Source organism: Paraburkholderia terrae (genome assembly GCF_002902925.1).
Taxonomy (GTDB): Bacteria; Pseudomonadota; Gammaproteobacteria; order Burkholderiales; family Burkholderiaceae; genus Paraburkholderia; species Paraburkholderia terrae.
In genome coordinates this window covers 660,744-675,381 of sequence record NZ_CP026113.1, presented here as the reverse complement: position 1 = coordinate 675,381, position 14,638 = coordinate 660,744, and the positions used below count along the sequence as shown (strand labels likewise).

The window sequence follows — 14,638 nt, the reverse complement described above, 5'->3', positions numbered from 1 at the left end:
AACGTCGCGCAAAGCACAGGCTCGCGCCTGCGCTTTGCGCCGGAAATCAGTTTGACGCTCGCCGGTTTCACGATGCGTCGCCGTTTGAACGGATTGGCCGTGCGTTCGCGGCCGTTTTATGGCGTCGTGGCTGAGCGGGCGCAACCGGACAATAGCTGTCATTCGCTTAAACGCGTGATGCAATCATTCGAGCTTGCGAGCCACCTCGGAACCCGGCGGACGCCCGAAGTCAGCCGCTCGGCCTCAGCGGACGTTGAACGAGCGACGCGCAGTGGCCGTTCAACGATGCAGATCAGTCATTGGTCACATAGTCCGATCGAACGGGAACTACCTGCCTGGTCAGTGGGTGAAATCGAGCCATTTCTGCCGCTCGAACCCCTGCCTACGCTAGGGTGAGTGGGCGACGATGACACGGCCCCTCCGCTCGCTGGAGCCCCAAAGGGCTGAACATCCTGGTGCAGTTCGCGCGGCGCCCGCGGACGCGGCGCGCCGCAGCCGTTCATGGAAATGCATGGCGGTGCCGGGTAGACAGGTCGAGCGGTACCGATCGCCAATGAGGCAGGTTATGCCGTCGGCAATTCGTCGAGCCCTAATACCGTCAGTCACGGATTGATCCTTTCGAGCACGCCTTCGAGCCATTCGCGACTCGGCGAGCGCAACACCTCAATTTAAAGTGGCGTCTCCTATCCACGCATCGAAAGGAATTCAACATGACCACGATCGATAAAGTCCTCTTCTCGGGCAATAGCCACGCTACCGTCAATCACGACCCCAATATCCAACGCGGTGAGCATGGCGTCCTCAACCTCGACTTGTCTGCTGATGGCGATGAAGGCCACCAGTTCATCGGCACGGAGTTGCACCCGCGGGCCGAACAACTGTTTTCGGGTGCGTGGTCGGCCTGTTACATCAGCGCGTTCGAGATTGCCGCATCGATGAAGAAGGTCAACCTGCCTTCGGACTATTCCGTCGACATCCAGGTCTGCATTGGCTCGATCGGTAACGGGTTTTGCCTCGGCGCGCAATTCACCGTCCGCGCACCAGGTCTGGCATCGGAAACCGTCGAATCCATCGCACTTCTCGCTCATCAGATCTGCCCTTACTCGAAGGCTGTTCACGGCAACATCGAGGTCGGCCTCAACGTGGTCACGGCGTGATCGGACAACGTACGCGCATCTCAGGCATTGCCTTGTGGAAACAGTGGATCAGCACAGAGCTTTCGTTCCTGTCTATTGCATCGCGCTTGCAACTTACTTGGGTTCGCCCTGCAGTTTCATTTTTTTGCTTTCGTATAAATCGCGCGCGATCAAATCGGTAGCGATTTAAACAGTTTTTATATTCATAGTTATGAAGGAATCCATCATGGAAAAGATCGAGAAAGTCCTCGCTTTCGGTAACACTCACGCCACGGTCAATCGAAATGCTGATCGCCAGGGCGGCAAATTTGGCGTCTATGACCTCACATTGACAGCCCCCGGCGTTGAGCACCTCGAGTTCATCGCAACTGAGCCGCATCCGCGAGCCGAGCAGCTCTTTGCTGGTGCCTGGTCGGCCTGTTACACCACCGTATTCGGGATGGCCGCCCAGCTAAAGAAAGTAACGTTGCCGCCCGATTATTCGGTCGACATCAAGGTTAACATCGGGCAGACCGGTCCCGCGTGGTTCCTCGGCGCCCAGTTCACTGTCCGCGTGCCGGGCCTCGACCAGAAAGTCGTGGAGTCAATCGCTCACCTTGCCCATCAGATCTGCCCATACTCGAAGGCGGTGCGCGGCAACATCGGAGTCGTCACGAACGTCGTTACGGCGTAATCGGACGAGGGGCGCAATACCCTCTTCACATACCGCTTGACCGTAAATCCCTCGCCAGCGGAACCGCCGCGCATTGTCGCTCTTCGTGCGCGTCGGCCACAGCATCGGATGAGGTGTCGTCTATTTATTCAGCAGGACGGAAACCATGTTCAGTCACGTAGTGGTCGGCACCAACGACCTGAAGGCAGCAAAACGCTTTACGATGCGCTGCTAGGCCCGCTCGGTTATGGCGAAGGCCTTAGCGATGACAATGATCAGCGTCGGCGCTACGTTTATCGTGCCGAGACGACGCTTTTCATCATCACCCAGCCGATCAACGGTCAGCCCGCCACTTCCGCCAACGGTGGAACCATCGGTTTTGCCTGCCAGTCGACCGAGCAGGTAGACCAGTGGCATGCCGCGGGAGTCGCCAATGGCGGAACTTCGGCTGAAGCTCCACCCGGGGTACGTCAGACCGTATACGGCAACCTCTATCTCGCCTATCTGCGAGATCCAGACGGCAACAAGCTTGGTGCTCTGTATCACGCGCCAGTTTGAGGCGAACGATTGGGCATACAGCGAATGCTCAACCAGTGGGTGCCCCAGCGCGGAAAGCTCGGGGGCGCCACAAGACCTCTACGCGAAGCGGGACAGCCCAGTTCGGTGTAGTTGATAACCGGTTGTACTCGAAGTGTTTGCGCCCTCGCGGTTTATTATTTTTCATCGGTTGATCTTTCGTAAATCTTGCGAAATGTCAGGCACGGGTTCGAGAGGACACAGATGAAATCCCCTGATCAACTGTCACGAGCAATTCTCAGGCTTTCCGATTACCTGTGCTTTGCGGCCTACTCCGCGAACCTGGCGCTTGGCAAGCATACAAGCCGATACTCAATAAGCTTGGGATTACTTACACGCAATACATCACACTCGTTGCGCTGTGGGAGACAGACAATCAGACCGTCGGAGGACTGGGCGAACGGCTTTTTCTTGAATCAAACACGCTTACGCCGATCTTGAAGAAGTTCAAGAGGATGGGCTACCTGGAAAGGCAGCGTGACCCTGGAGACGAGCGTCAGGTGCGAATCCTCCTGACAAAAGCGGGCGATACTTGTGCGAAAAAGCCCTGACGACGAATCTCTCACAGTGGCGGGCCTGGCACCGAACAAGTTCGCAAATGCACAAAAGGCTGTCGTGGCGCTGCGGAATGAGCTCGTTGCGCTTGTCGAACACAGCAACTGAGTGCGGGATAGTCGTCTTACAGAGATCAAACAAGGAGGTCCGATATGCAAGATCAGACCGACTGGCTCACCCGTTTCATGGAACTCGTGACCATCACGGGGAAAGTGGAAGTTCGCTGTGCAATGCGAACGCCGTGGGCAATCGAATACGCTCAGGCCGGAGCGCAAGAAATGCCGTACCACGTCGTACTAATGGGAAGGGCCGTATTCGAGAACCGGGAAAGCGGCGCAACCTGCGAACTGCGGCCAGGCGACATCGCCTTGCTGCCGCACGGTTCGGCGCACGTATTACACGACGGCAGCGGCGGCGCACCGGCACCGACCAAGGTTCGCACATCGGGCAGTCTCCTTATCAACGAAAGTAGCGGCGACGGCGAGGCATTCGATATGTTGTGCGGGCGATTTATCGTCGCGCCGCCTCATGACCGATTGATCCGGAGCTACCTGCCATTGGAACTCGTGGTTCGCACCGAAGATATCGGCATCGCTACACAAAGTCTGCCGCAAGCCGAACGCCTGAGCCGACTGGTCGCGCTGATGCGTGCCGAAGCGATGGACAACGAAGTGGGCAACGGCGCCGTGCTAAACGCGCTCTCTTCTGCCCTGTTTGCGTTGACGCTACGGGCAGCGGGCGAGGCTGGTCAGGCGCACACCGGGGTGCTGGCGCTTGCCGCCCATCCAAGGCTCGCACCGGCCGCCGCTGCCATGTTCAGCGAGCCAGCTCGAGCATGGACGCTTCCTGAACTGGCCGGACTTTGCAGCATGTCGAGCGCCACGTTCAAACGGCATTTCCAGGCCAGTCTGGGCCGTTCCGCGATGGATCTGCTAACCGATATACGGATGAGCGCAGCGGCAAATGCCCTGCGAAAATCCACTTCGTCCACGAGGCCGTTGCAGATCTTGTCGGATACCAGTCGGTGTCTGCCTTTCGGCGGGTATTCACTCAGCGAATGGGAGTGACGCCCGGCGACTGGCGGCAACTTCACCGAGCGGCCACAGAATAACAACGCACCCACGCACGCAATCTTCAGCCGTTGATCTCGCCAGGCTGGGTAGCGCCTTCTGCCATCGATAGGTCCGGCGCCCATATATATCGCATGCGATGGAATCGCATGCTATTGACCGATTGAATTTTTTCCCGCATCATTTGACGCATGCGCTTCTATCGCATGCGAATCATTATTCAACAATAGATTGGGGAGAATCGATCATGAAGACTGCAGTCATCGCGGCGCCACTCGTTGAAAATAAGTAGTCGTTGAATCGAAAGGTTCGAATGACGATGCATATTGAAACCTCCGTTTTTCCCGGCGGACGGATGCCAGGCACTGGAGATCTGCTGTGGCACCGCGCGGCGACGATCGACCCGTGGACTCACATCGTCGGAAGCTTGCACATTTGTGCAATATCTAAAATTGATCCCATGCAGACACCCGCCAAAGACTGCCCGCCCGAAGGTTGTAAATCGATGACGTCTGCGATGGCCAACTCTTCATCGATTAACCGCATCGAATGGCAAACGACCTGCACGATTCTGGTTTCATGGAGCGATTCCAGACTCGGCCGGTATGTAGAGCAGACGTGGCGCGCCGGGTTTGCCCGCACCACGGGTGTTTGTGGACTGACGGGCAAGTTCGTGCGGCGCGGTGACCCTGTATTCCGGCCGCTCCGGCGCGGCAGCGCCGCACCGAGGAACGCCTTCGACATGATTCTCGCTAACACCGTACCGAAAGCGAAAGAGATCGCGTTCGATTGAGTGCCTTGACCCGACAAAGCGCGATAGACCCAGCGCCTGAACTTGGATCCCCACGCGGATCCTTCGCAACCCAATCCAGAAGCCTAAACACGTATGACACACAGCATGAGTCGGCGTCGCTTTACCGCCAATGCAAGTGCAACCATTGCCGCCGGAGGTTTATCAGCGTTTCCTTCAAAAGGTCACGCTGTGAAGGTCTGAATTCGGCGACTAGCGGATCGCCGCCGTAGCCGTAATAAAGCCCGCAGAACAGTCGGCGAGCTTTGCTATTGAGCGGCCTTCGATGATGTCCTCTTGCAGCAACATAGATTTGTACACAATTAATTAGTGCGCAATTGACTTTGCAAAGTCCCACCATCATTATTAACGCATGCGCTTTTATCGCACGCGATATATATCCAAACTATCAAGGAAATCACAATGACCAGGATGGAAACTGTTCTGCTCACCGGCAAGACCCACACGACGGTGACCGGCCGCGACGGCCGCCTCAGCCTCAAACTCTCCGCACCCGGCAACGATGCGCATCCGAAACACGCATTTACGGCCGTCCAGCCGCATCCGACCGCGGAGCAACTGTTCGCGGGCGCATGGTCGGCCTGTTTCATCACCGCGCTCGGACTCGCAGCCAAGGAGAAAAAGATCGCGCTGCCGTTCGATCTGGCGCTCGATATCGAAGTGGATCTGGGTATGACTGGTGCCGACTATTTCCTCCAGGTGCGCATCGACGTCAGCATGCCGGGTGTTGTGCGCGAGGTCGCCGAGGCTGTCGTTCACGCCGCAGATGAGATGTGCCCGTACTCGAAGGCGACGCGCGGCAACATCGACGTCGCGATCAATCTAGTGTGATGCGTCGCGGTAAGTCGTCCGACGTAGGGGCGCGACGTGAAGATGCACCTTCAGAAAAACAGCTCTTTCAAGAAGATTCATATGAAAGCAAATCTCACGGGGACATGGTCCCGAAATCTGCAGTGGTCGCATTGAGCGCACGCTGCCACTGGGCAGTGCTTATGAAAAGGACGTAGATGTACATGAAAGCCTTATGCCATCCGCCCGAAGTCGAAGCGAGGATCTCTGAATTTTTGTGCTTTACCATCTATTCGGCGAACCTGGCGTTTGGCAAGGCGTATAGACCGATTCTCGATGAGTTAGGGCTTACCTATACGCAATACATAGCGATCATTACGCTCTGGGAGGAATCCCCCCAGACCGTCGGTGGTCTGGGAGAAAAACTCTTTCTGGAATACAACACACTCACCCCCATACTGAAAAGGCTTGAGACGATGGGTTATCTGGAACGCCACCGTGATGACCACGACCAGCGAAAGGTTCTGGTTAGCATTACAGAAAGTGGACGACGATTGCGGGAAAAAGGCCTTGGTATGAGTCTCGCCGCGGCGACGGGACTACCGCCCGACGAGTTCGCGAAAGTCCAGAAAGCCATCGCAATGCTGCGCGACAATCTCGCGCTCGCTCGCCGTCTCTCCCGACTAGCGCCTGATTGACACAAGACTGATTTGCTGAATGCCAACCAATTAGAATCGACACAATGACCAGGATCGAAACTATTTTACTCACAGGCAAGACCCACACGACAGTGACCGGTCGCGACGGCCGCCTCAGCCTCGAACTCTCCGCACCCGGCAACGATGCGCATCCGAAACACGCATTTACGGCCGTCCAGCCGCATCCGACCGCGGAGCAACTGTTCGCGGGCGCATGGTCGGCCTGTTTCATCACCGCGCTCGGACTTGCCGCCAAGGAGAAAAAGATTGCGCTGCCGTCCGATCTGGCGCTCGATATCGAAGTGGATCTGGGTATGACCGGTGCCGACTATTTCCTCCAGGTGCGCGTCGACGTCAGCATGCCGGGTTTTGTGCGCGAGGTCGCCGAGGCTGTCGTTCACGCCGCAGATGAGATGTGCCCGTACTCGAAGGCGACGCGCGGCAACATCGACGTCGCGATCAACCTAGTGTGATGCGTCGCGATAGTTGATTCGACACGGGGAGGCGCGATACCAAAGCGCGCCTCCCCGCAAACGGCATTTGATTAAAGAGGATACGATGTTCAGTCATGTAGTGGTCGGCACCAACGACCTGGAAAAAGCAAAGCGGTTCTATGATGCCGTGCTCGGCGCGCTTGGCTATGGCGATGGAATCAATGACGACAATGAGAAACGGCGTCGCTATGTCTATCGTGCGGACACTGCGTTTTTTATCATCACCCAGCCCCTGGATGGTCGGCCTGCTACCCATTCCAACGGCGGCACGATCGGCTTTACGTGTAAGTCGGCGGCCGAGGTCGATCTCTGGCATGCCGTTGGGGTCGCCCATGGCGGCAGGTCGGTCGAGAACCCACCGGGAGTGCGCGATGCCGAGGGCGGTAGTTTGTATCTCGCCTATCTTCGCGATCCGGACGACAACAAACTGAGCGCGCTTTATCGCGAGCTTTGCTGACACGCGGGCGAGCCTGAGAAAAGGCGGTCTCGCAACCGCGGATCGGGACGCGCTAACGAGCCTACGCGGCACGTTCAGACATGCAGCCGGCTTGCATGTCATTGGATGCCCCGTTTGCGGCGTCACCGGACGCCTGAACGTCCGAGTGACGTTTGAGGCGACCGACGGCCGATGGCAGGCATCGAATAGACCTTAACGCACGCGGCCTCACGCGCCGCTACCATCTCACGTCGGTAGCAGCCTCGCTGCAATAGGCACGTCTCGACCCGATTCTGCCGGTCGATAGGATACGGCGAACTTCCGCTTGCAATCGCTGACGGGACATTCGCAAGCGATGTGCTGGTACCTTGTCCGTGCTCGACAGTCACGACACTTGAGACATAAAGTCAAAATGATCCGTCGCAATCACTTAACGGGTCTTACGAAATCAATCGGGAAAGTTCGTCATAAAGCTCTTTCGAGAGTGACACTCCATGTTGAAGACTGCGTTGTCGCGCGTCATATCGACGTTGGGATGGCAGACGCGCGCCCTGACCCAGGATTCCTTCAAACAGAGTCTCAGCGCGCCTCAGGTTGTCCGTAGGGTCGGCGCCGGCGAAGACCGCAGGATCGAAAGCGACAACAATTTCGCCGTGACAAGGGGCCGCTCCCACGCCTTCGTCGAAAGCGAGCGACTCCGGGCTGAGCATGTCGCTGATCAACGGCCCAGCCAGCAACTCCACCATTGCCGACAGCGCGGATCCCTTATAGCCGCCGAACGTGAGCATGGCACCCCGCAACGCTTTGTCGGGATCGTCGGTAGCTTGACCGTTTTCGTCGATCGCCCAGTCGCCCGGAATCTTTGAGCCGGACCGCTTGTGCAACTCGATGTCGCCTCGGGCGATTCTGCTTGTAGCCATGTCGAACACAAACGGAAAGGGACCTGGACGTGGCCAGGCGAACGCGATCGGGTTTGTTCCAAATAGCGGCTTGTTGCCGCCAGCAGGCGCGACACAGCTATGGGTCGGCGTCATGGCTAGTGCGGCGACGCCTTCTGCCGCAATTGCCTCAACCTCTGGCCACAAAGCGCTGAAGTGAAAGCAGTTGTTGATTGCCAAGGCTGCTATACCTGACTTCTTCGCCTTCTCAACAAGTACCCGACTCCCCAATTCAAATGCGAGTGGAGAGAACCCGAAACGAGCGTCGACTTTGACAAGCGAAGGCGATACGTCGATTACCTGCGGTTCGGCATCAGCATTGACTTTGCCCATGTTCAGCGTTTTTACGCACCCAATGAGACGCCATACGCCGTGCGAGTGACAATCGTCCCGTTGCCCCGCTACGAGCACCTTCGCCATCGCGTCCGATTGACGCGCGCTGAGTCCATTGGATGCCAATACGTCGAAGGCCAACTTGTGCAATTGATCAAGTGAGAGAACTATTTCTGCCATGTCTTCTGAATTCCGTCTTTTGTTGATAGCCACCCAACGACTCGCGTTCGATATGTATCCGGCTACTAGTGATGTTCATCGCGATCATCACCGCTGCGATTTCGTCGACGATGGTGGAATGTGCGCGGCCAACTGATTAATCAAGCCGGCTCTACCTGGGCGCAATATCCCGTCGCACTCGCTTGATATGTTGCTCCACATAGAATCCCGCCGCGTCAGCATCACCGCTCACGATTGACTCGTAAATAAGCCGATGCTCAGATGCGTATAGGCGTATCCGTAGCGGATCGTAAATCGCATCGTCCTTTAGCCGTTTCCACAACGGCTGATCCATTGTCTTCGCTACCTCGTCTGCGATCTTGACGAGCAAAGCGTCACCGGTCATAACCGCCAATTGCCGGTGGAATAACCTATCGCTGTTATTCCACAGCGCGCGCTCCTCGAGATTGGTGATGTCGTGAATTGTCTCCATCTCCGCAAGGTACTGCTCAGCCAGACGATCGCGCTTGCCTCGGGCGGCGGCTCGACGTGCGATCGCTGGCTCAAGGATGAATCGCGTTTCGAGCGTCCCCGTTGGACTGAAATCTGGCTCCGCATTCTGACCGCCATCTTCGCTGCCCCCGTTAAGCAGGCGCTCGGACGCCGCTGGTGCGACGTAGGTGCCAGAATTCCGCTTCGTAACAACGAGACCTTCATTCTGGAGCGCTCCGATCGCCTCTCGAACCGCAGGCCGACCGACCCGATAGAGCGCCGCGAGTTCACGCTCCGATGGCAACCGGGATTCGGCTGCGAACCGTCCCGTGCGGATTTCCTCCTTGATCTTCTCTTCGACCTGCTCGTAGATCTGCAAAGGCCTGAAATTCGATTCAAGATCCTGCCGTGTCGTACCCATCTCACTTCCTTTCATTTCCGGACGCCCGATGCGGGGATACCTGCCATTGACGAATAATTATCATGCATCGCGGCTGCATAGTGCCATTTCCTGATTCGACCGCTCATGAAGTGCTCTCAGTGGCTAACGCAAGGCAAAAAACGCGGCTGCATTCCGTTCCAGAATGCGCCGCGAAGGCTCCAAGGAGATGGGGCAAAAGGTCTCGTGTCAGTGCGGCAGTTGCCATCAAAGCAGCGTCCGGAATCTGCCCGTCTATCGGACCAGGAATCCGTAGGTCAGAGGGTCGCGTTCGTCGATCAACCACGTCCCGTAGCCACAGATGAATGCGTTCCCTTCGATCTCGGGAATCACTGCATCGAATTCACCACATTTCGTCTCACCAAGCACGCGGCCCTTGAAGATCGTCCCGATGATCGACTCGTTGACGAGCGTTCCATCCGACGGTAGCTTGCCACGATGGTAGAGCTGAGCGACGCGTCCTGCGGTTCCGGACCCTGTCGGCGAACGGTCAACTTCACGGTCGGCGAAGATGCAGCAGTTCGCCTGAGTCGATCCCGGATGACGAGGCGCATTCGAAATGATCGTGCCGTAGAGCCCTCTGATCTCCGGAATCTCTGGATGAACAATGTCAAACGCTGCGTTAGTCGCCTGGGTGATCTCGTCACCGAACTGCTTCAGTCGATCAACGTTGTTTTCGCCTACCGCCATATCGTACTGCGCGCCATCAACGTAAAAATAGAACGCGCCGCCGTAAGCGATGTCTCCCGATACAGAACCAAACGTCGGCGTATTGACGGTGACGTCCTTTTTCCAGACGAATGACGGTACATTCACAAACCGCACATTTCCTGCATTTTCACCGTCCCATTGGACGAAAGCTTCGAGGAATCCGCAGGGTGCGTCGATGCCTACGCGCGTCTCCGGCGATGTGCGCTCCACCCATCCCAGTTCGACTGCGGCGGTAGCCAGCGCAATGGTGCCGTGTCCACAGTGGGGGCTGTAGTCTTTGTTCTGGGTAAAGATGATCCCGAAGTCCGCGCCCTCACTTACGGGCTCAGTGAGGAACCCGCCGTACATATCAGCATGGCCTCGAGGCTCCAGCATCATGGCGCTGCGTAGCTGATCGGCATGTTTTTGAATCCATTCCCGTCGCTCTACGATGGTTTGCCCTACCAGACGCGGGAAACCATTGGTGATGATGCGAAATGGCTCACCCCCGGTGTGCATCTCGATCGTATTCAGTGTCCTGGTGATTCGCATAGATACTCCGTCCGCTTGCTGTTGCCGATTAGGCCACTAGTTGCCGTACGTTACGACGGCGGCATCCTTGAAGGTGTACACAGTCGTCGCTGAGATCTTCAGGTCATGATGTGCGTCGAAGGCGTACTCGCCCGCCACGCCCGTGTAAGTGGATTTGGCGAGTTGAGCGACAATTTTGGCGTGGTCAGTTGTCGTGCCTGCCTTCACCATAGCGTCGGCGAGCAACTTCATACCGTCGTAGTAGCTAACGCCGTACACCTGCGTATCGACATTGAAGGTTGTCTTGTATTTTTTCAGGAACGCACTACCCGCGGGTGTCTTGTCCAACGAGACCCCACCCTGCGAACAGTACGCGTTCGACGCGGCTGGGCCTGCGATCTTGGCCATATCAGCCGTACAGATTCCATCTCCGCCCAGCAGCTTTGCCCGCAACCCGAGTTGGCGCATCTGCTTTACAAGCGGACCGCTTTGCGACGCGTAACCACCATAGAAGATGACATCCGGGTTGCTACCTTTGATCTGAGCCAGGACACCCTTGAAATCGACCGCCTGACCATTCGTGTATTGCTTGTCGACAATCTTGAGTCCGCGCGCCTTTGCCACCGACATGAACTCTTCAGCCACGCCCTGGCCATAGGCGGAACGGTCGTCGATGACTGCCGCAGTCTTCGCTTTCAGCGTATCGACAGCGAAATTTGCCATCGCTCCGCCTAGCTGCCCGTCACTGGCCCCTATCCGAAATACCTCGTTAAATCCTTGAAGAGTCAAAGCAGGATTCGATGCCACCGAAAGCATCGGAATGCCTGCGCTGTGGTACAGCCGGGACGCGGGGATCGCCACCCCGGAGTTGTATGGTCCCAGAACCGCGATTACCTTGGCGTCGACAAGCTTTTGCGCGACTTGCACCCCAATTCTCGGGTCCGCCTGGTCATCTTCTGATACCAATTTAAACGTTACACGAGTACCCGCCACGGTCGTCCCAGCGCTGTTGAGTTCATCAACAGCCATGCGGGCGCCATTCTCATTATCTTTGCCCTCCGATGCTTGCGCGCCGGTTAGAGGGCCAGAAACACCAACCAAAACAACCTGCTGGGCATCAGCGTTACCGATGGCGAGGAGAGCCGCAACCATCAATGCCGAAGGGAACAATTTTTTCATCGCACACCCCGAGTGGTTAAAGTACACTGGACTTAATAGTGACCACTTCTGGTTCCATTTGCAACCATTGAAAATAAAAAATTCGCAGGGGTTTCCCCTGGCCGCAGGCGATCGCAGAGCGACAGCCAGGATCACGACAACGAACGTTCGATCATTCGACTATGAACATTTCCGACTCCCAAACGCCCGCCATCATTGGCTATGTGACACCGTGGAGCGCACACGCCGGCCAGCATCTGGCGTTCAAAATCAGTTCACGCGGCAGCCGCACCTTTACGGCGACGATCGTGCGCATAGATAGTTGTGACCCAAACCCCAATGGGCCAGGGATGAAGCTGGTTCCAGTCGACGCTCAACTGAACGACATCTATGCAGGACAGGAGCAGCCGGTATTTCCCGGCTCCTGTGCTTATGGAGCCATACCGGTATTGAAGGACATCCCGCGCATCACCCTTGACCTGACGGTTCAACCGACGCTGGAGGACGCCTCTTTGCAGACATTGGTCGCTCTGCAAAACCAGGACGGGACGCATGGCATAGCGATCACCCTTACGCACGGTGAACTGGGCTTCCAGAGTCTCGCAACAGGGGAGCAGATCAACACCGGCGTCTCGGTCGCCGTCGATCTATGGACAAGTCTGCGGATATCGATCGATCGCGACGGGCACGTTCAAACAATCAGTTCGGGTACAAACGCAAGCGAAGAGACGTTCAGGAACACGGCAAGGACCAAGGTACTTTTCTCTTTGGCCGCGTTCGACAGTACGACCGTGTGCTTCGCGGCGTCATGGAAAGGCCATCCAGTACAGGCGTTCAACGGCTTCATTGAGAGCCCCGCCTTGTGGGGGGCCAGCAACGAGTCATACGACGGGCAGTCGCAGGACTCTCTACTGGCGCATTGGGACTTCAGGCCAACGCTCGATCACGGCTGCGTAGCAAACCGCGTTGATAGCGACACCCCACTGGTGCTCGTCAACACGCCGATGCGCGCGGTCAGGTCGTCAGGATGGACTGGCCGGGAACTCGACTGGAAGCACGCACCGGATGAATACCAGGCGATCCGGTTCCACGCCGACGACCTGTCCGACTGCGACTGGCAAACGTCGATAGATTTCCGGGTTCCGGCTGATATGCCATCGGGCGTCTACGGGCTGCGCGTGGACAACGGAGAAGGTGTCGACACAATTCCGTTTTATGTCACGGTTGCTTCGGAGGGAAAGCATGCGCGCATCGCGTTTCTTGCACCCACGCTGACATACCTGGCCTACGCGAACAACGCCCGTGGAAATTTTTCTGGCGCGCTCGCTGCTCGCGTCAACGCATGGGAGGCCTATCCTCACAACCCGGACGTCGTAACCACATTTGGCGCGTCGACTTACAACTACCACAGCGATGGATCGGGAATAAGCCTCTCGTCCCGCTTGCGCCCGATTCTCACGATGCGGCCCGGCTATCTGACATTCATGGACGAACATGGCTCGGGTCTGCGTCACTTCTCCGCAGACTCGCATCTAACCAACTGGTTAAGAGAAAAGGGATTTGAATTTGACGTTGTGACGGATGAGGATCTCGATGATCGAGGTGTCGACGCGTTAAGACACTACGATGTCGTCCTTACCGGCTCACACCCTGAATACCATACTCGCCGCATGCTGGACGCGATCGTGGCCTACCGGTCTGTCGGTGGAAGCCTGATGTATCTAGGCGGAAATGGCTTCTACTGGAAGATCGGGCGCGCTGCGTCAGCGCCTCATCTGCTTGAAATTCGTCGAGCCGAGGCGGGCATGCGAGTTTGGGAAAGCCAACCCGGTGAGTACTACAACCAGTTGGACGGCGAATATGGAGGTATGTGGCGTCGAAACGGATTGCCGCCTCAAAAAGTTGCTGGAGTCGGATTTACGGCAGAGGGAAACTTTCGAGGCTCATATTATCGTCGCGCGCCCGTCTCATTCACCCCCGAATATGCGTGGCTCTTCGCGGGCGTTAAAGCGGATGCGGGAGATGCACTTGGAAACTTTGGCTTGTCCGGCGGAGGCGCAGCCGGCTTCGAAATTGACCAGACTGCGAGCGACCTTGGCACGCCCGCCTACGTGCAAGTGGTCGCGTACTCCGACGATCACGACTCCAGCTTTGTGACCGTCCCCGAAGAGCTTCTCTTCAATCGAATGGTCGGCAAACCTCGAGTGCATAGCGGGATTCGAGCCCACATGATCTGCGGCTTCGGCCCGAGCGGCGGCGGATTATTCGCTGCCGGCTCAATCTGTTTTCTAGGCAGTCTTTACAGTGCCGGTTACGACAACGATGTATCACAAATCGTCGAGAACTGTTTGCGCCGATTCCTGATCGTCTCTGAGGCCTCACGCGATATGACGTAATGGCCGCGCAATCGGGAGACGGTAAAACTTAACCTGTTCGCCGGCAACGGCCGCTGTCCCTCCAGGTGCCGAGATCCAAGAACCGGATCCGAATGTCTCTAGCTGCCCGACTCGTGCCCGATGCCGTCGGCACTGATCGACCCGCTGTAGCCATGTACACAGTCGGAGAGGCAAGGGCCGAATAACGCAGACATTCCGGGCTTGCTCTCGCCTGCGTAAAGACCGCGTGGCGCCCCGCACTGCGTTCGCTTTTTTCGAACAAGTTTCTAACTCTGGGTTAGCCAC

At 57.0% G+C, this 14,638-nt stretch carries 13 protein-coding genes and 2 pseudogenes; 11 read left to right on the top strand and 4 right to left on the bottom strand.

Annotation, left to right across the window (positions count from 1 at the left end; translation table 11 throughout):
• Positions 1–710: 710 nt before the first annotated feature.
• The 10 genes and pseudogenes from C2L65_RS32835 to C2L65_RS32790 all read left to right on the top strand — a co-directional run bounded on the left by C2L65_RS32835 (position 711) and on the right by C2L65_RS32790 (position 7,238).
• Positions 711–1,157: an OsmC family protein gene (locus tag C2L65_RS32835; protein WP_042306017.1), complete on the top strand. Its 447-nt coding sequence runs from the start codon at positions 711–713 to the stop codon at positions 1,155–1,157.
• Between the two features lie 205 nt (positions 1,158–1,362).
• Positions 1,363–1,809 (top strand): OsmC family protein, encoded by a 447-nt coding sequence (locus tag C2L65_RS32830; protein WP_042306101.1) that lies wholly within the window; start codon positions 1,363–1,365, stop codon positions 1,807–1,809.
• A gap of 145 nt (positions 1,810–1,954) precedes the next feature.
• Positions 1,955–2,346: pseudogene (locus tag C2L65_RS32825) on the top strand (VOC family protein).
• Positions 2,347–2,621: 275 nt separating this feature from the next.
• The gene (locus C2L65_RS47325; RefSeq protein WP_427910213.1) at positions 2,622–2,915 is read left to right on the top strand and encodes a MarR family winged helix-turn-helix transcriptional regulator; all 294 of its coding nucleotides are present in this window, start codon (positions 2,622–2,624) and stop codon (positions 2,913–2,915) included.
• Between the two features lie 156 nt (positions 2,916–3,071).
• Positions 3,072–4,030 (top strand): annotated as a pseudogene (locus C2L65_RS32815) (cupin domain-containing protein).
• Between the two features lie 272 nt (positions 4,031–4,302).
• Positions 4,303–4,782 carry a DUF3331 domain-containing protein gene (locus C2L65_RS32810; protein ID WP_233446701.1) on the top strand — a complete coding sequence of 160 codons (480 nt, stop codon included), beginning with the start codon at positions 4,303–4,305 and terminating at the stop codon, positions 4,780–4,782.
• A gap of 420 nt (positions 4,783–5,202) precedes the next feature.
• Positions 5,203–5,631: an Ohr family peroxiredoxin gene (locus tag C2L65_RS32805; protein WP_042306019.1), complete on the top strand. Its 429-nt coding sequence runs from the start codon at positions 5,203–5,205 to the stop codon at positions 5,629–5,631.
• Between the two features lie 182 nt (positions 5,632–5,813).
• On the top strand, positions 5,814–6,287 hold the full coding sequence (locus C2L65_RS32800; RefSeq protein WP_042306103.1) for a MarR family winged helix-turn-helix transcriptional regulator: 474 nt from the start codon (positions 5,814–5,816) through the stop codon (positions 6,285–6,287).
• A 44-nt stretch (positions 6,288–6,331) separates the two neighbouring features.
• A complete protein-coding gene (locus C2L65_RS32795; RefSeq protein WP_042306020.1) occupies positions 6,332–6,760 on the top strand; it encodes an Ohr family peroxiredoxin in 429 nt (142 codons plus the stop codon).
• An 85-nt stretch (positions 6,761–6,845) separates the two neighbouring features.
• Positions 6,846–7,238, top strand: a complete 393-nt coding sequence (locus tag C2L65_RS32790; protein WP_042306021.1) for a VOC family protein — start codon at positions 6,846–6,848, stop codon at positions 7,236–7,238.
• 419 nt (positions 7,239–7,657) lie between these two features.
• Here the strand turns inward: C2L65_RS32790 and C2L65_RS32785 are convergent, their stop codons facing one another.
• The 4 genes from C2L65_RS32785 to C2L65_RS32770 form a co-directional block, all read right to left on the bottom strand.
• The gene (locus C2L65_RS32785; RefSeq protein ID WP_042306022.1) at positions 7,658–8,668 is read right to left on the bottom strand and encodes an Ldh family oxidoreductase; all 1,011 of its coding nucleotides are present in this window, start codon (positions 8,666–8,668) and stop codon (positions 7,658–7,660) included.
• Between the two features lie 151 nt (positions 8,669–8,819).
• Complete coding sequence (locus C2L65_RS32780) at positions 8,820–9,560, bottom strand: FadR/GntR family transcriptional regulator (protein WP_042306104.1); 741 nt, start codon at positions 9,558–9,560, stop codon at positions 8,820–8,822.
• A 252-nt stretch (positions 9,561–9,812) separates the two neighbouring features.
• A complete protein-coding gene (gene lhpH / locus C2L65_RS32775; protein ID WP_042306023.1) occupies positions 9,813–10,820 on the bottom strand; it encodes a trans-3-hydroxy-L-proline dehydratase in 1,008 nt (335 codons plus the stop codon).
• A 36-nt stretch (positions 10,821–10,856) separates the two neighbouring features.
• Positions 10,857–11,978, bottom strand: coding sequence for a branched-chain amino acid ABC transporter substrate-binding protein (locus C2L65_RS32770; RefSeq protein ID WP_042306024.1), 1,122 nt, complete (start codon positions 11,976–11,978; stop codon positions 10,857–10,859).
• A 161-nt stretch (positions 11,979–12,139) separates the two neighbouring features.
• On the opposite strand from C2L65_RS32770, the gene C2L65_RS32765 reads away from it, so the two are divergent.
• Positions 12,140–14,353 (top strand): N,N-dimethylformamidase beta subunit family domain-containing protein, encoded by a 2,214-nt coding sequence (locus tag C2L65_RS32765; protein ID WP_042306025.1) that lies wholly within the window; start codon positions 12,140–12,142, stop codon positions 14,351–14,353.
• The last annotated feature ends 285 nt before the right edge of the window (positions 14,354–14,638 follow it).